This window comes from Xanthomonas citri pv. citri (genome assembly GCF_000961215.1).
Classification (GTDB): domain Bacteria; phylum Pseudomonadota; class Gammaproteobacteria; order Xanthomonadales; family Xanthomonadaceae; genus Xanthomonas; species Xanthomonas cissicola.
In genome coordinates this window covers 5,100,436-5,124,831 of sequence record NZ_CP008998.1, presented here as the reverse complement: position 1 = coordinate 5,124,831, position 24,396 = coordinate 5,100,436, and the positions used below count along the sequence as shown (strand labels likewise).

At 66.0% G+C, this 24,396-nt stretch carries 18 protein-coding genes; 15 read left to right on the top strand and 3 right to left on the bottom strand.

Going from position 1 to position 24,396, the window contains the following annotated elements; genetic code table 11:
* Positions 1-201 precede the first annotated feature (201 nt).
* The 5 genes from rpmH (at position 202) to mnmE (ending at position 6,854) form a co-directional block, all read left to right on the top strand.
* Entirely contained in the window at positions 202-342 is a 141-nt protein-coding gene (gene rpmH, locus AMD14_RS22360) for a 50S ribosomal protein L34 (RefSeq protein ID WP_002805908.1), read from the top strand.
* Between the two features lie 38 nt (positions 343-380).
* Positions 381-818 (top strand): ribonuclease P protein component, encoded by a 438-nt coding sequence (gene rnpA, locus AMD14_RS22355; RefSeq protein WP_011052928.1) that lies wholly within the window; start codon positions 381-383, stop codon positions 816-818.
* Positions 819-843: 25 nt separating this feature from the next.
* Positions 844-2,568 (top strand): membrane protein insertase YidC, encoded by a 1,725-nt coding sequence (gene yidC, locus AMD14_RS22350; protein WP_005921867.1) that lies wholly within the window; start codon positions 844-846, stop codon positions 2,566-2,568.
* 85 nt (positions 2,569-2,653) lie between these two features.
* Positions 2,654-5,356: a polysaccharide deacetylase family protein gene (locus AMD14_RS22340; protein WP_011052927.1), complete on the top strand. Its 2,703-nt coding sequence runs from the start codon at positions 2,654-2,656 to the stop codon at positions 5,354-5,356.
* Positions 5,357-5,513: 157 nt separating this feature from the next.
* Entirely contained in the window at positions 5,514-6,854 is a 1,341-nt protein-coding gene (gene mnmE / locus AMD14_RS22335; RefSeq protein WP_011052926.1) for a tRNA uridine-5-carboxymethylaminomethyl(34) synthesis GTPase MnmE, read from the top strand.
* 162 nt (positions 6,855-7,016) lie between these two features.
* On the opposite strand, the gene AMD14_RS22330 is transcribed toward mnmE, so the two are convergent.
* Positions 7,017-7,874 carry an acid phosphatase gene (locus tag AMD14_RS22330; protein ID WP_011052925.1) on the bottom strand — a complete coding sequence of 286 codons (858 nt, stop codon included), beginning with the start codon at positions 7,872-7,874 and terminating at the stop codon, positions 7,017-7,019.
* 192 nt (positions 7,875-8,066) lie between these two features.
* Between AMD14_RS22330 and AMD14_RS22325 the strand changes: the two genes are divergently transcribed.
* Together AMD14_RS22325 and AMD14_RS22320 are read left to right on the top strand one after the other, a co-directional pair.
* Positions 8,067-10,367: a TonB-dependent receptor gene (locus AMD14_RS22325; RefSeq protein ID WP_011052924.1), complete on the top strand. Its 2,301-nt coding sequence runs from the start codon at positions 8,067-8,069 to the stop codon at positions 10,365-10,367.
* Positions 10,368-10,604: 237 nt separating this feature from the next.
* Positions 10,605-11,699, top strand: a complete 1,095-nt coding sequence (locus tag AMD14_RS22320; protein ID WP_015463811.1) for a glycerophosphodiester phosphodiesterase — start codon at positions 10,605-10,607, stop codon at positions 11,697-11,699.
* A gap of 130 nt (positions 11,700-11,829) precedes the next feature.
* Here AMD14_RS22320 and AMD14_RS22315 read toward each other — a convergent pair whose 3' ends face one another.
* Both AMD14_RS22315 and AMD14_RS22310 read right to left on the bottom strand, forming a co-directional pair.
* Positions 11,830-12,618 carry a rhomboid family intramembrane serine protease gene (locus AMD14_RS22315; RefSeq protein WP_003482239.1) on the bottom strand — a complete coding sequence of 263 codons (789 nt, stop codon included), beginning with the start codon at positions 12,616-12,618 and terminating at the stop codon, positions 11,830-11,832.
* Positions 12,619-13,001: 383 nt separating this feature from the next.
* Complete coding sequence (locus AMD14_RS22310) at positions 13,002-13,958, bottom strand: TerC family protein (RefSeq protein ID WP_011052922.1); 957 nt, start codon at positions 13,956-13,958, stop codon at positions 13,002-13,004.
* Positions 13,959-14,221: 263 nt separating this feature from the next.
* Here AMD14_RS22310 and AMD14_RS22305 point away from each other — a divergent pair, with 263 nt between their 5' ends.
* The 8 genes from AMD14_RS22305 to AMD14_RS22270 all read left to right on the top strand — a co-directional run bounded on the left by AMD14_RS22305 (position 14,222) and on the right by AMD14_RS22270 (position 24,134).
* Positions 14,222-15,388: a class I SAM-dependent rRNA methyltransferase gene (locus tag AMD14_RS22305; protein ID WP_003482248.1), complete on the top strand. Its 1,167-nt coding sequence runs from the start codon at positions 14,222-14,224 to the stop codon at positions 15,386-15,388.
* A gap of 118 nt (positions 15,389-15,506) precedes the next feature.
* Complete coding sequence (locus AMD14_RS22300; protein ID WP_003482258.1) at positions 15,507-15,827, top strand: hypothetical protein; 321 nt, start codon at positions 15,507-15,509, stop codon at positions 15,825-15,827.
* Between the two features lie 287 nt (positions 15,828-16,114).
* Complete coding sequence (locus tag AMD14_RS22295; protein ID WP_003482262.1) at positions 16,115-17,371, top strand: dipeptidase; 1,257 nt, start codon at positions 16,115-16,117, stop codon at positions 17,369-17,371.
* A 467-nt stretch (positions 17,372-17,838) separates the two neighbouring features.
* Positions 17,839-19,149: an MFS transporter gene (locus AMD14_RS22290; protein WP_015463810.1), complete on the top strand. Its 1,311-nt coding sequence runs from the start codon at positions 17,839-17,841 to the stop codon at positions 19,147-19,149.
* Between the two features lie 25 nt (positions 19,150-19,174).
* Positions 19,175-20,344, top strand: a complete 1,170-nt coding sequence (locus tag AMD14_RS22285) for a glycerate kinase (protein ID WP_011052920.1) — start codon at positions 19,175-19,177, stop codon at positions 20,342-20,344.
* A 230-nt stretch (positions 20,345-20,574) separates the two neighbouring features.
* A complete protein-coding gene (locus AMD14_RS22280) occupies positions 20,575-21,786 on the top strand; it encodes a sugar diacid recognition domain-containing protein (protein WP_011052919.1) in 1,212 nt (403 codons plus the stop codon).
* A 91-nt stretch (positions 21,787-21,877) separates the two neighbouring features.
* Entirely contained in the window at positions 21,878-23,626 is a 1,749-nt protein-coding gene (locus AMD14_RS22275) for a sensor domain-containing diguanylate cyclase (RefSeq protein WP_040107710.1), read from the top strand.
* A gap of 118 nt (positions 23,627-23,744) precedes the next feature.
* Complete coding sequence (locus tag AMD14_RS22270) at positions 23,745-24,134, top strand: DUF2628 domain-containing protein (protein WP_011052917.1); 390 nt, start codon at positions 23,745-23,747, stop codon at positions 24,132-24,134.
* The last annotated feature ends 262 nt before the right edge of the window (positions 24,135-24,396 follow it).

The following is a 24,396-nucleotide window of genomic DNA, read 5'->3' as shown; positions in this document are numbered from 1 at the left end:
GCGCCGTGCTCGCAGCCCGGTAGTGAAAAGAGTATGGACCAGCCTAGCACCGAGGGCAGGGTTTTCCCAGAGTTATTCACAGGGCAATCCACAGGCCGATGGTGTCCTTATCGGCGGTAAAGCGAGCAGGGTGTTGACCGCCGCCGCGCAAGGCCTATAGAATTGCCGGTTCTATTCGTCTCCATTCATGCAGAGGGCCCCATGGCCACCAAGCGTACTTTCCAACCCAGCAATCTCAAGCGAGCACGCGACCATGGTTTCCGCGCACGTATGGCAACCGCCGACGGCCGCAAAATCCTGGCTCGCCGCCGCGCCAAGGGCCGCAAGCGCCTGAGCGCTTGATTGCCGCGCCGCTCCCTGCGGCCGAGGCAGTCCCTACCGTGAACGCATCGAACCCGTGCAGGCGATTTCCTCGCTCTGCCCGGGTTCGTACGCGTGCGCAATATACGATCGTATTCGATACTGCACGTCGCACCTCGGACCCACTCCTGAGCCTGCACTGGCGCACCGGCGACACGCCGCCGCGCCTGGGCATGGCGGTGTCGCGCAAGGTCGACACGAGGGCGGTCGGGCGCAACCGCATCAAGCGCGTGTTGCGTGACGCCATGCGGCATCTACTCCCTGAGCTGGCCGGTGGCGATTACGTCATCGTGGCGCGCTCGGCAGCTGCAAAAGCGACTAATCCACAGATTCGCGACGCTTTCCTGCGTCTGCTGCACCGTGCTGGCGCATTGCCCCTGCCTGCTGCGGCCGGCACAATGCCGCCCGCCAGGACGGTGCACCCATCCTCCCTTTCCCCGACAGAGCCGGAACTGTAGTTCCGACTGAGCGAGTTGCTGCCCGATGAACCAGACCCGTGTTTTCCTGATTTTTGCCTGGCTGATGGTCGCGGCGCTGCTGTGGATGGAGTGGGGCAAGGACAAGGCCGCTGCCAATGCGCCTGTGGTCGCTGCAACGCAGTCGGTTCCGGCGGCCCGTGATCTGGATGCGGCCACGCCGAGTGCGGCCAATGTGCCCGCTGCTCAGGCCATTCCGCAGGCCGGCGCGCCAGGTGCAGTGCCGGCGACCAGCACCACCGCCGCGACACCGGCTGCTGCCGGCGCCGCACCAGTGGTGACCCTGACCTCGGACGTGCTGCGCCTGAAGCTGGATGGCCGCAGCGTGCTCGATGCCGAGCTGCTGCAATTCCCGCAGACCAAGGACGGCACCGCGCCGGTCAGTCTGCTGACCGAAGATCCGGCGCACCCGTATAACGCCACCAGCGGCTGGGCCAGCGAGCATTCGCCGGTGCCGGGCGTGGGCGGCTTCCGCGCCGAGCAGCCGGGCACGACGTTCGACATGGCCAAGGGCCAGAACACGCTGGTGGTGCCGTTCGTCTGGAATGGCCCCGACGGCGTCTCGATCCGTCGCACCTTTACCCTGGAGCGCGGCCGCTATGCCATCTCGATCAAGGACGAGGTGATCAACAAGAGTGGCGCGCCGTGGAACGGCTACGTCTTCCGCAAGCTGAGCCGGGTGCCGACCATCCTCAGCCGTGGCATGACCAATCCGGATTCCTTCAGCTTCAATGGCGCGACCTGGTACAGCCCGCAGGAAGGCTATGAGCGCCGTGCGTTCAAGGACTACATGGACGACGGTGGCCTGAATCGCCAGATCACCGGCGGCTGGGTGGCGCTGCTGCAGCACCACTTCTTCACCGCGTGGATTCCGCAGAAGGACCAGGCCTCGCTGTATGTGTTGGCTCAGGACGGCCCGCGCGACGTGGCCGAGCTGCGTGGCCCGGCCTTCACCGTGGCGCCTGGCCAGACCGCCAGCACCGAAGCGCGCCTGTGGGTGGGCCCGAAGCTGGTCAGCCTGATCGCCAAGGAAGACGTCAAGGGCCTGGACCGCGTTGTCGATTACAGCCGCTTCTCGATCATGGCCATCATCGGCCAGGGCCTGTTTTGGGTGTTGAGCCACCTGCACAGCTTCCTGCACAACTGGGGCTGGGCCATCATCGGCCTGGTGGTGCTGCTGCGTCTGGCGCTGTATCCGCTGTCGGCCGCGCAGTACAAGTCCGGCGCCAAGATGCGACGCTTCCAGCCGCGCCTGGCGCAGCTCAAGGAGCGCTACGGCGACGATCGCGTCAAGTACCAGCAGGCGACGATGGAGCTGTTCAAGAAGGAAAAGATCAACCCGATGGGCGGCTGCCTGCCGCTACTGATCCAGATGCCGATCTTCTTCGCGCTGTACTGGGTGCTGGTGGAGTCGGTGGAACTGCGCCAGGCGCCGTGGCTGGGCTGGATCCAGGATCTGACTGCGCGCGACCCGTACTTCATCCTGCCGTTGCTCAATATCTCGATCATGTGGGCGACGCAGAAGCTGACCCCGACCCCGGGCATGGACCCGATGCAGGCCAAGATGATGCAGTTCATGCCGCTGGTGTTCGGCGTCATGATGGCCTTCATGCCGGCCGGCCTGGTGCTGTACTGGGTGGTCAATGGCGGCCTGGGCCTGTTGATCCAATGGTGGATGATCCGCCAGCACGGCGAGAAGCCGAGCAAGATCATCCAGGCCAACGCCAAGTAAGTTCAAGAAGGCCCGCCGCAAGGCGGGCTTTCTGCATGTCAGCCCGCATTTATTGCCTGTTGTCTCTTTCGCCAAGGACGCCGTCGTGACCACATCGCCGTTGCATCGCCTGTTGCTGTGCGCAAGTTGCATGGGAGTGCTGGCGCTGGCCGGCTGCGGCAGGCATGACGCGAGCGATGCTGCCGCCGCTGCCAAGCCCGCTGCTGCAACGAGCGCTGGCACGCAGGCGGGCACGGCCGGGGACGCCACGCCCGCCTTGATCGCGCAACTGCGCCAACAACTGGACCGGCACCGCCGCATCATCGTGCTGCTGGCCGATGAGGACAAACAAAGGCCACGCGATCGCGCCACCTCCAGCAGCGTGGGCCAGCAGTTGTTTCATGAAAACCTGGAGCAGCGCGAGCGCATTGCCGCATCCTTCGACACCGTGCTGATCTCCCAGGACGCGCGCCGGTTCGCGACGATTGCCGCGGTGCTGGACGAGGTGGAATCTGCGCCGGATCTGTTCGATGCCGACCGCCTGGCATTTGCCGAGGTGCTGCGCGATCTACATGCGCGCATCGGCCGCGACTCTGCATTGCCGGCGGTGAAACTGCATCAGCGCATCGGCGAGGATCTGGAGGCGCTGGACGAGATCGAGCGTAGCTACAACAAGGAGCTGACGCAGATCTTCAGTCGTTTCGACCGCAGCCGCGCCATCGTGCCCAAGCGCGAGAAATGGGACGACTATGTGGCGCATCTGCGCACGCTGTACACGCGCGAGAACATCCTGCGCGACCATGGCGTGGTAGAGCCGTACCCGTTCGCCGCGCGCGACAGCGACAGCGAAGTGTTCGGCCGCGACTTGCCGCCCAAGACGGTGGTGCTTACCTTCGACGATGGCCCGCACAGGGCCTACACCGAAGAGATCGTGGCAATTCTCAAGCGCTACGATGTGCCAGGCGTGTTCTTCGAAGTGGGGCGCAATCTCGGCAGTTTGGATGCCCAGGGCAAAGCGAAACTTGCGCCGCTGTCAAAGATCAGCCACACGCTGATGGAAGAAGGCTACGCCGTGGGGAACCACAGCCTGACGCACGCACAGTTGTCCAAAACCACCGGCGATGCACTACGCAGCCAGGTACTGGATGCCGACGCCTTGCTGCGTGCGGTGGACGACAAACGTGCGCCGCTGTTCCGGTTTCCGTATGGCGCACGTAATGCGGAAGGCTTGCAGTTGCTCGGCGAGGCCGGCCTGAAATCGATCATGTGGAACATCGACTCGTTGGACTGGGCCGACCCGGTGCCGGAATCCATCGTGCAACGCGTGCTCGATCAAGTGAACAAGGAGCAGCGCGGCATCGTGCTGTTCCATGACATCCACGACCGCGCAGTGAAAGCGCTGCCGCAGATTCTGGATCGTCTCATCGCCGACGGTTACCAGTTCGCCGGCTGGAATGGCCGCGAGTTTTCGGTGGCGCACGCGCCCAGCGCGTTAGCCGATGCCACGGTGACCACCGGCTATGCGAAATCGTGGGCGATCGTGATCGGTATCGACGACTACGCGCAGTGGCCCAGGCTCGAATATGCCGCCAACGATGCGCAGGCGATTGCCAGTACCCTGACCGGGCCGTTGGGATTTCCATCCTCGCAAGTGATTGTGCTCAAGAACGGGCAGGCCACGCGCAACAACATCCTGGCCGCATTCCACGACCGCCTCGGCGAAGGCCGTGCACAAACCAACGACCGCGTGTTCGTGTTCTTTGCCGGGCATGGCGCCACACGACGGCTGGCTTCCGGTCGCGATCTTGGCTACATCATTCCGGTCGACTCGGACCCACAGCATCTGGCCAGCGATGCGATCGCAATGAGCGATTTGCAGAACATCGCCGAAAGCCTGCAGGCCAAGCACGTCTTGTTCGTGATGGATGCGTGTTACAGCGGGCTGGGGTTGACGCGTGGCGGGCCGACGTCCGGCGCGTATCTGCGCGAGAACGCGCGGCGTATCGCGCGCCAGATGCTCACCGCCGGCGGCGCCGATCAACAGGTGGCCGATAGCGGGCCCAATGGGCATTCGGTGTTCACCTGGGTGCTGTTGCAGGCATTGGCCGGCAAGGGCGACCTCAATGGCGACGGCTTGATCACCGGGACCGAACTGGCCGCGTACGTGGCGCCTGCGGTGTCGGCAGTCTCGGCGCAGACGCCGGCATTCGGCAGCCTGCCCGGTTCGCAAGGCGGCGAATTCGTGTTCCAGGTTCCCAGCGGCGATGAGTTCCTCACTGCAGAGACCGCGCAGCTGTCGGCCGATGCGATTGCGCTCAACGGACGCGTGGACGCAGCGCGCCCTGCGTCGGCCGCAGCCGGTGCGACAGTGGCTGCGGCGCCGGTGACGGTGAAGACGCTGCAAGGCGGACAAGCTACGCTGGTGTTGCCCGCCGCAGTGAAGAGCAGCGATCGCCAACGCGCACAACTGGCCAACGAACGCGGCCTGCAGTTGTACAAGGAAAAGCGCTATGTCGATGCGGCCGAGCAATTTGCCGAAGCACTAAAGCTACGCCCGGATTTCGCGCTGGCGGCCAACAACCTGGGCTTTGTGTATTACCGTCAGGGGCGCTTTGCCGAATCGGCGCGTTGGCTGGAAAATACCTTGAAGATCGATCCCTCGCGCGCAGTGGCCTATCTCAATCTCGGCGATGCATATGCAAAGGCAGGCGATCGCGACAAGGCGCGCAAGGCCTATTCCACGTACCTGGAATTGCAGCCGCAAGGCAGTGGTGCGGAGCAGGCGCGTACGCAGCTGCAATCGTTGTGACTGAAGTAGCGACACGACATGGCGTGCAGATGCCAGACAGCGCGATTGTCGCAACGGTAGGCGACTCAAAAGTGCCCGCAAACATGTGGCTCGGCACTGCTGGCCGCGCCGTTTAAAATCCACGTGTCCTTGTTCAATCCACCATAGAGCAGTGTCCATGTCGTCTTCCACCTCGACCATCGTTGCCATCGCCAGTGCTGCCGGAATCGGCGGCGTGGGCATCGTGCGCTTGTCCGGGCCGCAGTCGGTGCAGATCGCAGCGCACCTCGGAATTGCGCGGATGCAGCCGCGGCATGCGCACTACGCGCGTTTTCGCGATGGGCACGGCGCCGTCATCGACGATGGCATTGCGCTGTGGTTCAACGCGCCGCACAGCTTCACCGGCGAAGATGTCGTCGAGCTGCAAGGTCATGGCAGCCCGGTGCTGTTGCGGCAACTGGTTGCCCGCTGCATCGAACTGGGTGCACGTCAGGCACGCGCCGGCGAATTCAGCGAACGTGCGTTTCTCAACGGCAAGCTCGATCTTGCGCAGGCCGAGGCCATTGCCGACTTGATCGCGGCCGGCGACCTGCGGGCGGCACGCGCCGCGCGGCGCGCACTGGACGGCGTGTTTTCGCAACGGGTCGATGCACTGGCCGAGACCCTGACGCGCCTGCGTATCCATGTCGAGGCAGCCATCGACTTTGCCGATGAGCCGCTCGACACCTTGGGCGGCAATCAAGTACGCGATGGTCTGGGTCAGGCGCGCAACGTGCTCGCACAGCTGCTGCGCGATGCCGAACGCGGGCGTAAGTTGCGCGACGGCCTGCATGCGGTGTTGATCGGTCCGCCCAATGCCGGCAAGAGTTCCCTGCTCAATGCGCTGGCCGGAAGCGACCGCGCAATCGTCACCGATGTTGCCGGCACCACCCGCGACACCTTGCACGAAGCCATCCAGCTGGACGGTTTCGAGTTGACCTTGGTCGATACCGCCGGCCTGCGCGATGGCGGCGATGCGATCGAACGCGAAGGCATGCGCCGCGCACGCGCCGAACTGGAGCGCGCCGACCTGGCGCTGGTGGTGCTGGATGCACGCGACCTGCAGGCCGCCCGCGATGCCATCGGCGATGCCATCGACACGGTGCCGCGTCAGCTATGGATCCACAACAAATGCGATCTGCTCGGCAATGCCGCATCGCTCGATGCCAATGCGATCGCTGTCTCTGCCGTGACCGGACAAGGACTGGAGCAATTGCACATCCGCCTGCGCGCGCTTGCGCTCGGCGATGGCGTGGACAGCGTCGACGGCGAGTTCTCTGCTCGCACGCGGCATGTTCAGGCGCTGCGTCGCGCCGAACAGCACGCCGATGCTGCCGATCTGGAGCTCGGTTTCGAACAACTGGAACTGGCTGCCGAAGAACTGCGTCTGGCACATGAAGCGCTCGGCGAGATCACCGGAAAGCTCAGCGCCGACGACCTGCTCGGCAAGATCTTCTCGAGTTTTTGCATCGGCAAGTGATGCGGTGGTGCCCAGCGCGATGAGGCGCGCGGAAACCGTCGGAATCAGCCGCACCCAAACGCATCTGCCGCCGCACATCAGCTGCGTGGACGGCGATGCGGGCGCAAACTGTCGCACATCGTCCGAGCACCGCAGGCGCACCGCCCGTGCGCTTGCCGTGGACTACATCACCCCAGGCAATGCGGTCTTGAGTGCTTCGCTTTCCGCGTTGCACGCAGCCACCGATGACGCGGCCGGCTGCTTGGACTGCGCCTGTTCGATCTCGCGGCGTGCGGCGGCCAGGTCCTTTTCGAACGCAGGATTGGCGTGCAGGGCGGCAACGGTGGCGGCGCCCACCACGCGGCCCTGGATGACATCGCTCTGCCAGTGCACGTTGCAGACCAGGCGGCTGTCGCCGAAGGCGCGGCCGCGCGCGAGCAGGGCGTCGCGGTGGGCGGGGGCGATTTCGGACAGGATCAGGCCCCAGGTCCAGCCGATGGCGGTGTGGCCGGAGGGGTAGGAGCCGTTCTTGCGCAGGGCCGCGTCATCGGCCGGAGTGCACATCGGTTGCGCGTTGCGCATGAAAGGACGCGGGCGTTGGTAGCGTGCCTTGGCGGCGCTGGTGGCGGTGCTGGCATCGCGCATGCTGCGTTCGAGCAGACCGATCAGATGCGGGGTGCTGGCCTGGTCGATCTGTATGCCGAGCGCGCAGCTGAAGTGCGTGGCCGCAGCCGGAAAGCTCAGGACCGCGTCCTGCGCGGCCAGCTCCCAGCGCGGTGTCCCGCGCAGGGCGAGCATGGCCTTGGCGACCGCCTCGTCGTTGGCGAGCGCAGCGCTGCCATCCTGCGGTGGCGGTGGCACCAGCTGCACGCTGTCGGGCAGTTGTTGGTTCTCTAGATACCCATGCGCGTCGGTGGCGAGCACCGAATCTTTCGAGGCTGCCTTGTCTCGTGCACTTGCGATGCCGCTGCCGATCAACAGTGCGGCGATGGCAACGCTGACCAGCGTCCGATGAGAGTGGCAAGCAATGCGCTGCGACATAGCAACCTCAGACAACACAAATGGAAGAGCTCGCAGATTACGACGGCTCGATGACAGCTGCATGCCAACGCGACGCAGCAACGGCGAGGGATGCGAAACGGTTGTCGTTGCACTGTCATGTTTCGGTCGCATCGACGCAAGACAACTGTCGCACGCTTGCCGCCATCTCTTGACTCGTCCCCAACGCCGCTCATGCCCAAGACCCATCAGTTAAGTGCCGCCGTTCTCGCCGCGCTCGTGCTCGCGCCTGCCGCTTACGCCGCCGACCTTGAAGTGTCTGCCGATACCGGTGCGACCGTGCAGCAACTCGATGCGGTGTCGGTGATCGGCCAGGGCGAAACGCGCCAGGTGCAGCGCATCACCCAGCAGGACATTGCGGTGTTGCCGCCGGGCACCAGCATCCAGAAGCTGCTCAACCGCATGCCGGGCGTGAACGTGCAATCCAACGATGCGTTCGGGGCCAACGAAGAATCGCAGACGATCAGCCTGCGCGGCTTCAACGGCACGCGCCTGGGCTATACGCTCGACGGCCTGCCGCTGGGCGACAACGCCTATGGCAACTACAACGGTCTCAACATCAGCCGCGCGTTGATCGCGGAAAACTTCGGCGGCGTGGAGCTGGCCTCCGGCATCGGTGCGTTGGGCACCGCGTCGACCAGCAACCTGGGCGGCACCATCCAGTATTACTCGGCCGATCCGTCCAGCGTGTTCGGCGGGCAGGTGTCGCAGACGGTGGGCTCCGATGCCAACCGCCGCACCTTCCTGCGCGTGGATACCGGCGATTACAACGGGTTTTCGGCGTATGTGTCCGGCATCAATGCCGAAGCCGACATGTGGACGCGCCCGGAATCGCCAACCACCACGCGGCAGTTCAATGCCAAGGGCGTGTACCAGTTCGATGGCGGCAAGCTGACCGCATTCGCCGATACCTCGCGTACCTCGCAGGCCGACTATGCGTACCTGTCCAAGAGCGGCATGGCGCGTGGCCTGGGCTGGGACTGGAATCTGTACGCGCCGGACTGGAACCGCGCATTGGCCGCAGCGTATTGCGCACCGGCCACGCGCAATGCCGCGCGTTGCGGTTTCAGCGGCGGTGTCGACAACATCGACGATGCGTATTACCAGAGCCGTGCCTTGCGCGACGACGACCTGTTCTATGTGGCCGGCGATTTCCAGCCCAACGATGCGATCAGCCTGCACACGCAGGTCTATCACCATGAAAACAAGGGCCAGGGCCACTGGTGGTCGCCGGGCCAGGCGTCCAATCCGGGCACGCCGGAGGCATTGCCGATCTCGATCCGCAGCACCAATTACTGGATCAACCGCACCGGCGGCATCGCCTCGCTCGGGTGGGAGTTGGGCCCGCATCATCTGGAAGCCGGCCTGTGGTACGAGCGCAATCACCACGACGTGGAGCGCAACTTCTACTGGATTACCGGCCCGGTCAGCGACGACAAGTTCCTGCAGAATCCCAACCGTCGCCTGTTCTCGCAGAACTACGTGATCACCACCCGCCAGTTCTATGTGCAGGGCAACTTCAAGTTCCTGGATCAGCGCCTGAGCCTGGACCTGGGCATCAAGAGCCCGAGCACCGAAATGACCGCGCGCGAGACGCCGGGCGTGGCGGTGGAAGCGCCGGTGGCCACCGGCTCGCTCAAGGCCAGCGAATCGGTATTGCCGCAGATCGGCTTGGGCTATCGCCTGGCCGACGGCCAGGAAGTGTTCGCCTCGTACGCCGAAAACATTGCAGCGTTCCAGGGGGGCGGCGCGGGCGGCCCGTTACTGGTGACCCAAGCCTCGTTCGATGCCAGCGTCGGCGCATTGGAGCCGGAGAAATCGCGCACGCTGGAAGCGGGCTATCGCGTCGTGCGCGACCGCTTCGAAGCCTCGCTGGTCGGCTATGACGTGACCTTCGACAACCGCCTGCTTTCGCTCAATCCGTGCGCCAGCATCCAGCAGGGCACCACGCCGGCCTGCACCACGCGCTTCTTCAATGTTGGCTCGGTGAGCAGCCGCGGCGGCGAACTGACCGTGATCTGGAAGCCGACCAGCTACCTGCAGTGGTACAACTCGGCTTCGATCAATCGTTCGACCTACGACGACAACTACGTGCAGAACGGCGTGGTGATTCCCACCGCCGGCAAGTACACCGTCGACACGCCCAAGCGCATGTTCGCCAGCGAGCTGGCCTTCAATAGCGGGCCGTGGAATCTCAACCTGCGCGGGAAGTACACCGGCCAGCGCTACTACACCTACACCAACGATCAGGGCTTTGGTGGCTACACCTCATTCGATGCGGGCGGTGGGTATGACTTCGGCCAGGTTGGCGTGCTGCAGGGGCTCAAGCTCTCGCTCAACGTCACCAACCTCACCGACAAGCGTTACGCCTCCAACCTCACCGCGTTCGCCAACACCGACCCGAACGGGCGTCAGCTGGCCTTCCATGCCAGTGCGCCGCGGCAGGTGTTCTTGACGCTGGATGCGAAGTTCTGAGGACGGGAATCGGGAATCGGGAATCGTAAGAGCCGGTCTTGCGATTGCTTACCCATTCCCGGTTTCGATCGACGCAGACAGTTTCAGGCTGGCTAACAAGACCTCGCGCGTGATTTTCCGGCGGGTGCGGACGATGCAGCGGAAGCGGGATGTACAGTCGTACCTCCGCCGCCTATCGACCAGACTTGCCTGGCGGTCATGCGTCGATTCGGTAACTGTTTTTCGTTGGAGAGATGCATGATGCAGTTCGGTCGTACCTGGTTGGTGGGAGCCATGATGGTTGGCATGAGCGGCCCGGCGGTTGCCGAAGCGCCGCTGGCGAAGACAGTGCAGATCTTTGCGCACCGTGGTGCCAGTGCGCTGCGTCCGGAACACACCCTGGCCTCCTATGCCAAAGCCATTGTCGATGGTGCCGATTTTGTCGAGCCGGATCTGGTGTCCACCAAGGATGGCGTGCTGATCGCGCGGCACGAGAATGAGATCGGCGGCACCACCGATGTGGCCAGTCATCCGGAGTTCGCTGCGCGCAAAACGCGCAAGACCATCGATGGTCAGGCGATGGAAGGCTGGTTTACCGAAGATTTCAGCCTGGCCGAGTTGAAGACGCTACGCGCGCGCGAGCGGCTGCCGCAGCTGCGCGGCACGCGCTGGGACGGGCACTTCCAGATCGTGACCTTCGACGAGATCATCGATTTCGTCGCCGCAGAATCGGCAGCGACCGGGCGCCCCATCGGGCTGATTCCGGAGATCAAGCACCCCAGTTATTTCAAGGCGCTAGGCCTGCCGATGGAAGACAAGGTGCTGGCCACCTTGCAGGCGCATGCCTATACGCTGACTGCGCCGGTGATCATCCAGTCGTTCGAGACCGGCAACCTGCGTTATCTGCGCGGCAAGATTGGCCGCACCAGCAACATCGGTCTGCTGCAGTTGCTCGGGGGCGCGCAGATCGCGCTGCCCGATGCCGGCACGGACGGTGCGCCGAAGACCTACGGGCAGATGATCACGCCCGACGGCCTGAAGCAGGTCGCACGCTATGCCGATGCGATCGGCCCCGACATCCGCAGCATCATCCCACTGGATGCGCAGCAACGCCTGGGTACGCCCACCAGCCTGGTGCGCGATGCGCATGCGGCCGGGTTGCAGGTGCAGCCATACACCTTCCGTCCGGAGAATTATTTTCTCGCCGCCAACAATCGCAGCAGCGGCGCGGTGACCGAGCGCAACGACGCCGGTGCGTTGCTCGAGTTGCAGGCGTATCTGGATGCCGGGATCGATGCGTTCTTCGCCGACGACCCGGGCCTGGCGCGGCGTGCATTGAGCGGGCATCCCTGAGCAGCGTCGCGTAGGAGCGCGCGCGAGCGCGACGGGGCTGTATCGGTAAAGCCCATCGCGCGCAGGCACGCGCCTACGCGGGGCAGGGCAGGGCAGGGCATTGATCGGTTCTGCGGCCGCCTGGAACGTCTCAGCTACCGGGCGGGCGTTCGCGCGGTGGGAAATGCAGCACCACGCTCTGCGAGCCATCGTCCTGGCGCTGCCACAGCACGGGCACCTGACGCGGCGGTGGCGGTTCCAGCATCGCGTGCTCGGGGTTGCTCACGTCCCAGGCAGCGTCTTCGTCCTCGTCTTCCCAGCTGTAGCGCGGCTTTGCCTGTTGCGGGTCGCGCAGGCGCAGCAGCAGGGCGGCGATCAACCCGGCCACCGCACCGCCCAGATGCGATTGCCAGGACACGCCGGCTTCGTGCGGCAGGATGGTCATCAGCATGCCGCCGTAGAACAGGAAGGCGATCATGCTGGTGGCGATCGCGGGGCGGTCGCGGCGCAGCAGGCCCAGCACGAACACCAGGAACATCAGCCCGTGGGTCACGCCGCTGGCACCCAGATGCCGGCTGCCGGGCTCGCCCAGCAGCCATGCGCCCAGGCCCGAGCCCAGCCACAGCAGCGGCAGCGCCATGACGGTGGCACGCGGATACACGCTCCCGGCCAGCGTGCCCAGGATCAGCAGCGCGGCGGCGTTGGCGCCCAGGTGGGCCAGCGAACCATGCAGCAGCGGGGCGGTGAGGATGCCGCGCAGGCCGTCGGCCTGCAGCGGCGCCACCGCCCAGGCGCGCCAGTCGAACATGCCCTGGGCGGTGAACACCGCCACCAGCAGCAGCACGGCGGCAAGGCTCACATTGAAGGCACGCAAGACCCGGGAACGATCCAGGCGAGCTTGGGTGGTGGTGTCGGCGGCGGCAACAGGATGCGGTGTCATGCTTTCACGAATGGCGTCGCGCGGGTTTTTTACAAGCCTCTCAAACTCGGGATAAGCAGGCCCGGCGGCGGGATAATCCAATCCCGCCGCCGAATCCTGGCGTCGTCTGCCGCGCATGACGCAAGTGATGAGGCGCGGCACCGCACGTGCCGCGCCATCCGCCATCTGCAAAGTCCACTTGCGGTCGATCTGCAGCTTGGCTGCAGGGTCCTTGCCCGCCCACCATCGCGGGACACGCTGCAAGTACGTCCTTGTAAGCTCTGGCGCGGCATCCATGCCGCTCAAGGTCCCGCGACGGTGGGCGGGCAAGGGCCTGTCGAGATGGTCGGTGCGCATGGTCGCCAGCAGTGCAGGCTGCGCCACGATTCCCAATCCCCGGCCCGTCAGTGCCCGGCAGGCTTGGGCGGGCGCAGCAGGCTCAGCACGATGGTGGCGACCAGGATGGCGACCACCACGCCCAGCGACACCAGCACCGGGATCTTGTACAGATCGATGATCATCATCTTGGTGCCGATGAACACCAGGATCACCGCCAGGCCATACGGCAACAGGTGGAAGCGGTCGGCCATGCCGGCCAGCAGGAAGAACATCGCGCGCAGGCCCAGCACCGCGAACACATTGGAGGTGAGCACGATGAACGGGTCGGTGGTGATGGCGAAGATCGCCGGGATGCTGTCCACCGCGAAGATCACATCGATCACCGCGATCAAGATCAGCACCACGAACAGCGGCGTGAACCAGCGCTTGCCGTCCTTGATCACGCTGAGCAGGTTGCCGTGGTACTGCGGGCTCAGGCGCAGGTGCCCGCGCATCCAGCGCAGCACCGGGTTGGCTTCCAGATCCGGCTCCTTGCCGGCGGAGAACCACATCTTGACGCCGGTCAGCAACAGGAACGCGCCGAACACGTAGAGCAGCCAATGGAACTTGGCCAGCAACATCGAGCCGGCGAAGATCATGATCGCACGCAGCACGATGGCACCCAGCACACCGATGATCAGCACGCGCTGGCGCTGTTCTTCGGGCACGCCGAAATACGTCATCACCATCAGGAAGACGAAGATGTTGTCGACCGCCAGGGATTTCTCGACCAGGTAGCCGGTGAGGAACTGCAGCCCGATCTGGTCGGCCTGGGCGTCGCCGACGCTGCCTTGCAGGTACCACCACAGCCCGGCATTGAAGGCCAGCGCCAGCAGCACCCAACCGATGCTCCACCAGGTGGCTTCCTTGAAGGTGACCTTGTGGGCGCCGCCGTGGCGCATCAGCACCAGATCGATCAGCAGCGCGGCGATCACCACCACCGCGAAGCCACCCCATAACCAGACGTTGCCAATGGTTTGCATAAGAATCCCGAAAAAGTGAAAGCGGCCTGGACAGCCGGCGGGCTGAGGCCTTGTGACACGGAAATCGTGGATTCCGGGTGACGGACCTTCGCCTGCGCGGCGAAGGTCTCGCTCGCAACCGGCCGGGCCGGTTGCCGTTGCACCGGAGCGCTGCACATGGCGGGCTCGTCATGACGGCGACAACGCTGGGAGCTACTCCCCTTCTGCGCCCGATTCTGCGTGCCCGGCGCTGGCACGTCAATCCAGCCGGATACAATGGGCCGATGAATATTCCAGTCCCCGTCGTCCGTCTCAAGAATGCCTGGCGCTCCAGCCACCCGTGGATCTTCCAGAAGCTGGTGGAAAAGCCCGCCGCCAAGCCCAAGCCCGGCAGCATCGTCGACGTGGTCGGCATGGACGGGGAATGGATTGGCCGCGGCTTCTACAACGGCCATTCGCGCATTGCCGTGCGCATCCTGGAAACCGACCGGTCGGTGCCGGTGGATGCGGGCTGGTTCTCGCGCAAGATCGCCGCAGCGGTGAGCCTGCGCCGCGACTGGCTCAAGCTCGACGGCGTGTCCGACGCCTGGCGCGTGGTGCATAGCGAAGGCGACGGCCTGTCCGGCCTGGTGGTGGACCGCTACGGCGACCTGGTGGTGGTGGAGTTCTTCGCCGCCGGCATGTTCCGTCACCGCGAATGGATCTACGAGGCGCTGCGCGAACAGTTCCCCGGCTGCCGCTTCCACAGCTTTGCCGACGAACATGTGCAGAAGCAGGAAAGCTTCGATTTCCACAGCAACACCACCACCGAAGCGGCGGTGATCACCGAGCACGGCATCAAGTTCCGCGCCGACCCGGCCGGTGCGCACAAGACCGGTTTCTTCGCCGACCAGCGCGACAACCGTCAGTGGCTGAGCGAGCAGGTCGAAGGCAAGAGCGTGCTGGACCTGTGCTGCAACACCGGCGGCTTTGCGGTGTATGCCGCCGCGCGCGGTGCGGCCGAAGTGCTGGGCGTGGACATCGACGAAGACGTGATCGCCATTGCCAAGGGCAACGCCAAGCTCAACAACGTGCGGCCCAAGTTCGTGCAGGCCGACATCTTTCCGTGGCTGCGCGATGCGGCCAACCGCGGCGAGCAGTTCGATGTGGTGATCCTGGACCCGGCCAAGATGACCCGCGACCGCGAGCAGGTGATTCCGGCGCTGAAGAAGTATCTGGACATGAACAAGCTGGCCTTGGGCGTGGTCAAGCCCGGCGGCCTGTTCGCCACGTTCTCGTGTACCGGCCTGGTGGCCGAGCAGGAGTTCCTGGACATGCTGCGGCGCGCCTCGTATTTCTCCGGGCGCACCATCCAGATTTTGAAAGTGGCCGGTGCCGGCCCGGACCACCCGTTCATGGCGCACGTGCAGGAATCGCGTTATTTGAAAGCCGTTTTCTGCCGCGTGGTGTAAGCGCGCTCGGTGGCGGAGGACGCGGTCTGCGGCATTGCAGGCAGCGTCTTTCGCGGCGCGATGCCATCGCCGGCAAGCAGTAGGTCAACGCAGACATGCAACCAGGAGCCGGCAGCCGATGACCTCCAGCGACGAAGACGAACGCAAGGCCCTGCGCCGCTTGCTGCGGCAGATCGAGCGGCCCAATGCCAGCCTGCTGGCCAGCAACTGGCCGGTGTTCGGGGTCTGGCTGCTGTTTTCCGGGGCCTTCATGTACCTGTTCCAGACTGGCGACGGTTCGCCGCTGCACCCGTTGCTGCTGGCGCTGGGCTCGACCTGCCTGGGCGTGTTCGGTGCGTGGATCGTGTTCCGTTCGGTGTGGGCACGGCAGTGGCCGCATGTGCGCGAACACATCGATGTGGACAGCGTGCGCGCGCGGCTGGCAGAACTGGACGACTGAGCGATGCGCGCGCGTGGCGGTCTCCGCGCGCTGGGCTGCCAGGCGGACCAAATCGATGCGTGATGACCAGCGGCTGGTCGCGCCGTGGTTGCCGGCATGGCGGGCGTGGCTCGACAGCATCGCGCGGGCTCACGCCATCGGAATCGCCGCAGAACTGCGCTTGCAGCGCGCGTATCGCCCGCCACGCCGTGCGGATCGACCGCAGCGCTGCAGCATCCTAGATGTGGCCGTAGTGCGCGTGCGGCCAGCCGCTATGATCGGCTCACCCCCACTGCCTGTGAGATCGCATGCACCTGCGTTCGCTTTCGCTGTCTGTCGCGTTGTTGCTGGCCGCTGCGCTGCCTGCACAAGCGCTGGAGTTTTCCAAGGCCGAACTGGCGCGCGCCACCGCCCTGCAGAAACGCCTGGTCACGCTGGATTCGCATCTGGACACGCCGGCCAATCTGGAGCGCGCCGACTTCGACGTATTGCAGGCGCATAGGGGTAACCGCTTGTCGCAGGTGGATTACCCGCGCATGGTCGAAGGCGCGCTGGATGGCGGGTTCTGGGCGGTCTACACGGGACAGGGCGATCGCAGTGCGGCCGCGCACCTGGACGATCGCGATGCCGGTCTGCAGCGCTTGCTGAGGATCCACACATTGGTGGCCGCGCAATCGCAGCGTTTTGCACTGGCCACCACGCCGGCCGATGCCGCGCGCATCAAGGCCGCCGGCAAGCGCGTGGTGTACATCAGCATGGAAAACGCCAGCCCGCTGGTGGCCGATCCTACGTTGCTGCGTTTTTATTACGCGCAGGGGCTGCGCTTGATGAGCACCGTGCACTTTCTCAACAACGAGTTCGCCGACTCGGCCACCGACCCCAAGGGCGCGCAGTGGAACGGCCTGAGCCCGGCCGGCAAACAGCTGGTGCAACAGGCGCAGGCGTTGGGCATCGTGATCGATCAATCGCACGCCTCCGATGCGGTGTTCGACCAGTTGATTGCGCTGTCGCCGGTGCCGATCGTGCTTTCGCACAGCGGTGCGCGTGCGGTCTACAACCACCCGCGCAACATCGACGATGCACGCCTGAAGGTGCTGGCCGCGCATGGTGGAGTGATCCAGGTCAATTCCTACGGCGGCTACCTGGTGGACAGCGGCGCCAGCCCCGAGCGCAAGGCCGCCGAGAAGGCGCTCACCGACCAGTACGGCGGCTGGGAGCACGTCAAGATCGCCGACGGCACCAAGCTCAGCGTCGCGCTGAAGGACCTGGATGCGCGCTACCCGATCAAGCGCGCCACCGAAGAAGACTTCTTCGCGCATCTTGAGCACATCCTGGCAGTGGTCGGGCCCGAGCACGTGGGCATCGGCATGGATTGGGACGGCGGCGGCGGGGTGGTGGGTCTGGAAGATGTCTCCGACCTGCCGCGCATCACCGCGTGGCTGTTGCGCAAGGGCTACACCGAGCAGCAGATCGCCGGTATCTGGGGCGGCAACCTCTTGCGCGTGATGGACCAGGCGCAGGCGTACGCGGCGGGGAATGGGGAATCGGGAGTGGGGAATCGGTAGAGCGCGGGATTTGGGAATCGGGATTCGCAAAGCCGAGGCGGTCTGTCGTGCGGGGCTGGTTCTGCATGGGCCTGGCGGCGGGGCGCCGGCTTGGTTGTGGGTGCAGGGCTGGGGTAAGGCGCGTCGCCGCGACTGGCTTCTTCGCCGGATTGGATGATTAGGGCGCACGCGGAGCGCGCCGGCGCTAGTTGTCAGGCAAGTGGTCGACCGGTCGCCGTCGCTGCACCGGGGCGGCCAGCCCTGCACCAACAGCATGGTTGCTGTTGCGTTACGAGTCCGGCACACGCCTGGAGCGATTGTGGCTGATTTGGGCAGTTGCACAAAAACCGGCGTCTTCATGCCCGCAGACAGGTAGCAGGCTGACGATGCTTCCGGGAAAAAGCTCCAACTAGAATGCGCCGACCCCCGTGTGGTGCCGATGCCAGGGCACTGCGTGCCGGTGGGCCTACCGACTGCTGGAGCGTGCGATGACCCAAGCCACCCGGCCCCTGCCGCCCTCCGATGGCATGGGCCCGACCTACCGCAAGATCCTGTGGCGGCTGATCCCGTTCCTGTTCGTCTGCTACCTGTTCAATTACCTGGACCGGGTCAACGTCGGCTTCGCCAAACTGCAGATGCTGGGCGACCTGGGCATGAGCGAGACCGTGTACGGGCTGGGCGCGGGCATCTTCTTCATCGGTTACCTGGCCTGCGGGGTGCCGAGCAATCTGATCCTGCAGCGCATCGGTGCCCGGCGCTGGGTGGCGATCATGATGGTCAGCTGGGGCCTGCTCTCCACCTGCCTGCTGTTCGTGCGCACCCCGGCCGGCTTCTACACCCTGCGCCTGCTCACCGGTGCGGCCGAGGCGGGCTTCTTCCCCGGCATCGTGCTGTACCTGACGCGCTGGTTCCCGCGTGCCCGGCATGGCCGGGTCATGACCGTCTTCATGTCGGCGATCCCGATCTCCGGGGTACTGGGCGGGCCGTTGTCCGGCTGGATCCTGGGTCACTTCTCGGCCGGGCAGGGCGGCCTGGCCGGCTGGCAATGGATGTTCCTGCTGCAGGGCCTGCCGACCGTGGTGCTGGGCATCGGGGTGTGGTTCCTGCTCAGCGACGGCGTGCAACAGGCCAGCTGGCTCAACCCGCAGGAAAAACAGGCCTTGGCACGCGTGCTGGCCGAGGACGAAGCCGGCAAGCCGGCCGGTGCGTCCACTTCGCTGGGCGCGGTGCTGCGTAACCCGGCGGTGTGGCTGCTGGGCACGGTGTATTTCTGCATCCAGAGCGGGGTGTATGCGATCAACTTCTGGTTGCCTTCGATCATCCAGGGCAGCGGCGTCACCGACCCGATCCGCATCGGTCTGATGAGCGCCATCCCGTACCTGGCCGCGGCGGTGTTCATGGTGTTGATGGGCCGTTCGGCCGACCGCCGCGGCGAACGTCGCTGGCACTTGGTGATTCCGTTGCTGATGGGCGCGGCCGGCCTGTGCATTGCCGCCAGCGTCAGCGACAACCTGGGCCTGGCCTTGTTCGGCATGACCCTGGCCACGATGGGGGCGGTCAGCGGCTTGCCGCTGTTCTGGCCGCTGACCAACGGCTTTCTCACTGTCGCCGCCGCCGCCGGTGGACTGGCGCTGATCAATTCCACCGGCCAGGTCGCCGGCTTCGTCAGCCCGTATCTGGTGGGCTGGATCAAGGACACCACCCACAGCACCGAAGTGGCGCTGTACGTGCTGGCCGGCGCCATGCTGCTGGGCGCCGCGCTGGTGCTGCGGGTGCCGGCGCGCGCGGTGAACCAGTGATGTGCCCGTCCCAGCGAGTGTCCGCATGAAGATCGTCATTGCCCCCGATTCGTACAAGGAAAGCCTGTCCGCGCTGGACGTGGCGACGCAGATCGAGGCGGGCTTTCGCGAGGTATTCCCCGACTGGCAGTACCGCAAGGTGCCAGTTGCCGATGGCGGCGAAGGCACCGTCGACGCGCTGGTGGCCGCGACCGGCGGGCGGGTGATCGCCTGCACCGTGAGCGGCCCGCTCGGCGCCCCGGTGCAGGCGTTCTTCGGCCTGACCGGCGACGGCCGCACCGCGGTGATCGAAATGGCCGCCGCCAGCGGGCTGGCGCTGCTGCCGCCGGCCGAGCGCGCGCCGCTGCGCACCAGCACCGCAGGCGTGGGTGAGCTGATCCTGGCCGCCTTGGACGCCGGCGCACGGCGTTTCATCATCGGCATCGGCGGCAGCGCCACCAACGACGGCGGCAGCGGCCTGGCGCAGGCCTTGGGCGTGCGGTTGCTGGATGGCCAGGGCGAGGCGATCGGGCCGGGCGGCGGCGCGCTGGCCGCGCTGGCGCGCATCGACACCGACGGCATGGATGTGCGGCTGCAGGATTGCCAGTTCGAAGTGGCCTGCGACGTGGACAACCCACTGATCGGGCCGACCGGCGCCTCGGCGGTGTTCGGTCCGCAGAAGGGCGCCACCCCCAGCATGGTGCGCCAGCTCGATCGCAACCTGCAGCATTACGCCGACCTGCTGCAGCGCGACCTGGGCGTGCGGTTGCACGCGCTGCCCGGCGGCGGCGCGGCCGGCGGCCTGGGCGCGGCCTTGGTGGCGTATCTGGGCGCGCAGCTGCGGCCCGGCGTGGAGATCGTCGCCAAGGCGCTCGGGCTGGACGCGCTGGTCGCGCAGGCCGATCTGGTCATCACCGGCGAAGGCCGTCTCGATAGCCAGAGCCTGCACGGCAAGACCCCGATCGGCGTGGCGCGGGTGGCGCAACGGCATGCCAAACCGGTGATCGCCATCGCCGGTTGCCTGGGCAATGGTGCCGCGCTGCTGCACGGCCACGGCATCGATGCCATGTTCGCGGTGGTGCATCGCGCCTGCACGGTGGAACAGGCCTTGGCCGACGCCGCCAGCAACGTGCGCATCGCCGCGCGCAACGTGGCGGCGACGCTGCAGCTGGGCGGCGCATTGGCACAGGTCCGGTCGGAGGGCGAGCGGGGCTGACGGCGGCGCCCGGTGGCTCGGACGGGCGGGGCGCATGCGCTCGCGTGCGCGGCGGCCTCCCGGACAGGGGGCGCGCCCACTGCAGGCCTAACGAACCGCGAAGGCGGTCAGCATTCTTCGCACCGATCCCGGGCATCGGCCGCAACTCCTCCCGTCACACACCTGCCGAACACGCGCGCAGCGAACATGCCACCGTGACCGCCCCTGATCGCGGCAACAGACCCCTGCCCATGCTCACGCTCGACCGCACCCTGGCGCAGTCCATCGTCGACCGCGCGATGACCATCATCGACGGCAACGTCAATGTGATGGACCACTCCGGCGTCATCATCGCCAGCGGCGAGCCGGCGCGGATCGGCCAGCTGCACGAAGGTGCATTGCTGGTGCTGTCCCGGCAGGGCCGGGTGGAGATCGACGCTGCGCTGGCGCAGCAGCTGGATGCGGTGCGCCCGGGCGTCAACCTGCCGCTGATCGCCGAGGGCCGCATCGTCGGCTGCGTCGGGCTGACCGGCGACCCGCAGCGGATCGGGCAACAGGCCGAACTGGTGCGCATGGCCGCCGAGGCGATGCTGGAACAGGCCGGGTTGCTGCGCCTGCTGGCCCGCGACGCGCGCCTGCGCGAAGAAGTCACGCTGGGCCTGATCCGTCCCGACGGCCCGACCCCGGCGCTGGCCGGCTGGGCCGAGCGGCTCGGTATCGCGCTGGAGCTGCCGCGCGTGGCCGCGGTGATCGAAGTGGAAAGCGACAGCCTGGACCTGGACGCGATGCTGGTGGAACTGCAGCGCCTGCACACCCTGCTGTCCACGCCCGAGCGCGGCAACCTGATCGCCGCCACTGCGCTCAACGAGCTGGTGGTGCTCAAGCCGGCATTGGACCGCCGTGGCCACTGGGACGTGGAGGAGCAACGCCGTCGCGCGCACAGCCTGCTCGAGCGCATGCGCGCCAGCAGCCGGCTACGGATCCGGCTGGCCCTGGGCCAGTATTTTCCGCAGTCCAATGGCCTGGCGTTGTCGCACCAGATCGCGCGCACCACCATGCGCATCGGCAAGGCGCGCACCCCGCACGCCGACGCATTCTTCTACGACGATTACCGCCTGCCGGTGCTGGTCGACGACCTGCGCCAGGCCTGGCAGGCCGAGGAATTGCGCAAGCCGCTGCAGGCACTGCTGGCGCAGGACCGTCGCAGTCAGTTGCTGAAGACCTTGTCGGTCTGGTTCGGCGCCGGCATGCGCATGGCCCCCACCGCCAAGGCGCTGGGCATTCATCGCAACACCCTGGATTACCGCATGCAGCGCATCCAGGAACTGTGCGCGGTGGACCTGGGCAACACCGACGACTGCATGCGCCTGTACCTGGCGCTGCAGATGCGCGACGACAGCGCCGCAACCGTGGCGAACACCGACGCGCACGCCCCCGACCGAGCGACGCCACACCCGCCGTAACGCTGCGCTGTGCGGTGGCGCACGCAACGCCGCCTTGGCGGGTATGCGCAGTCCGCTAGACTGCGCGGATTGCCCGGCTGCGAGCGCTCCGTTGAACCAGTGCGATACCGTCGTGTCATCTGCGTCCAGCGAGGCCCAGCGCCTGGCACGTCTGGCGTTGTTGCAGGTGGTCGACACCGCCGCCGAGCCGTTCTTCGATGCGCTGGCCGCTGCCGCGCAGGCGATCGCCGGTACCCCCATCGCACTGGTCTCGCTGGTGGACGAACGTCGGCAGTGGTGGAAGGCCAACATCGGCCTGCCGGGGGTTTCGGAAACCCCACGCGAGCTGGCGTTCTGCACCTACACCATCCAGGGCGATGCGGTGATGGAAGTGCGCGACGCGCCGGCCGACCCACGCTTCCACGACAACGCCCTGGTCACCGATGCGCCCGGTATCCGCTATTACGCCGGTGCGCCCATCGTGCTGCCGGATGGCTTACGCATGGGCACCGTGTGCGTGATCGACCAGCGCCCGCGCGCGCTGGAGCCGGCGCAGTTGCAGGCCTTGCAGCAACTGGCCAAGGTGGCTGCCGAAGGCCTGGAGCAACGCCGCGTGATGCTCGAGCGTGAGGCGGCCAACGCCCAGCTGCAGCAGCGGCTGCGCGAGAGCGAGGCGTTTCTGGAGCGCACCGGTCGGGTGGCCGGGGTCGGCGGGTGGGAGGTGGATGTGGCCAGCGGCACGCTGATCTGGTCGGACCAGACCTGCCGGCTGCACGATGTTCCGCCCGGTTACCGGCCCAGCCTGACCGAGGCGATCGGCTTCTACCCGCTGGAGGCGCGAGCGGTCATCACCGAAGCGGTCGACGCCTGCGTGCGGGACGGCACGTCCTGGGATCTGGAGCTGCCGCTGACCAGCGCCACCGGGCGGCGGCTATGGGTACACAGCACCGGCTCGGTGGAACATGTGGATGGGCGCAAACGCCTGATCGGCGCGGTCCAGGACGTGACCGACCGGCATCGGGCGGTGGATGCGCTGGCCGCCAGCGAGCGCAAGTTCCGCAAGATGTTCCAGTACAGCCTGGGCCTGATCTGCACCCACGACATGCATGGCCGGCTGGTCAGCATCAACCCGGCCGCCGCACGCTCGCTCGGCCGCAGCGTCGAGCAGATGGAAGGCCGCTCGCTGGTGGAATTCGTGCGCCCCGAGCGCCACGCCGCCTTGCGGGGGTACCTCTCGCGGATGGTGCTCGATGGCCAGGATTCGGGCGTGATCGAACTGGTGGCCGGCGACGGCAGTCTGCGCCATTGGCAGTACCACAACGTGCTGGACGTGGAATCCGACGCCACGGTGGTGCTGGCACATGCCCAGGACATCACCAACCAGTACCGGCAGGAAAAGCAGCTGTTGGAATGGTCGTTCACCGACCCGCTGACCAACTGCTACAACCGCCGCTTCCTGGACGAGCTGGACAAGCGCGACCCCGCCGTGCGCTGGGGTTGCATCGTGGTGGATCTGGACAAGTTCAAACTGGTCAACGACACCCATGGCCACCAGCGTGGCGACGAGGTGTTGGTGCAGATGGCGTGGTTCCTCAACCAGCCGCTGCGCACCCAGGACCGCCTGGTACGCCTGGGCGGCGACGAATTCCTGGTGTTGCTGCACCAGGCCAGCCAGACACAGCTGGACGCGTTGAAGCGCGACTACATGGGGGCCAGCGAGGACGCGCCGATCCGCTTCACCCTCGGCACCGCCCTGCGCCAGGACGGCGAAGCGCTGGCGGCGGTGGTCGATCGCGCCGACCACTCGCTGTACTCGCTGCGCCGCGCCCGCCGCGGCACGGGTACCAGCGACCAGCGCTGACCGTCTGCGCAGGCTTTGCGCAGACGGAAGCTGCACCGAACCCATGTGAGAGGCCGCGGACGTGCCGATGAATACGCGTTCGCCTATCATGTAAACGTTTACAACTACATGGATTGGAATGGATACCTTCGATCGCACCCAGCTCGGCCCCAAGTGGCAATTCCGCTTCGCCTTCTTCGACCGTCACGGCGGCCCCAGGGATCCTGCCTACAAGGAGGCGCTCAAGACCTTGCCGTTCGGCGAGAAGCTCAAGGTGGGCATGAACTTCTACGCATTGTTCTTCGGCTTCATCTATTTCTTCATCCTGGGTCTGTGGCGCAAGGCGCTGGGCCTGATCGGCATCGGCCTGGTGGTCGGCATCGTGGCCTCGTTCCTGCCCGCATCGATCGGCAATGCGCTGAGCATTCCGCTGGCCCTGCTGGGCGGCATGAGCGCCAACTACGCTTACTACCTGGACAAGGTGAAGGGCAGCACCAGCTTCAATCCGTTCGAAGGCATGCGCTGGTAGGTCGGCGCACCCGGGCGCGGCCCTCCACCGACGCCTTGCCGCCAAGCCCGGTCTCACGACCGGGTTTTTTTGTGGCAGTCGAATCGAGAAGGGGCGCGTATCGCCAGCGACTCCGCTCTCGGACTTTAGCCATCGCTCTCATCGGATGAGCGAATTTATCCGAAGAAGCATGCAGAACCAGTCACATCGTGCGCAGCCGGTGCCGCGCGGCAGGGCGTGGCCAAACCACTACACGTCAGTGCCAACGGTCGCTCATTTGACC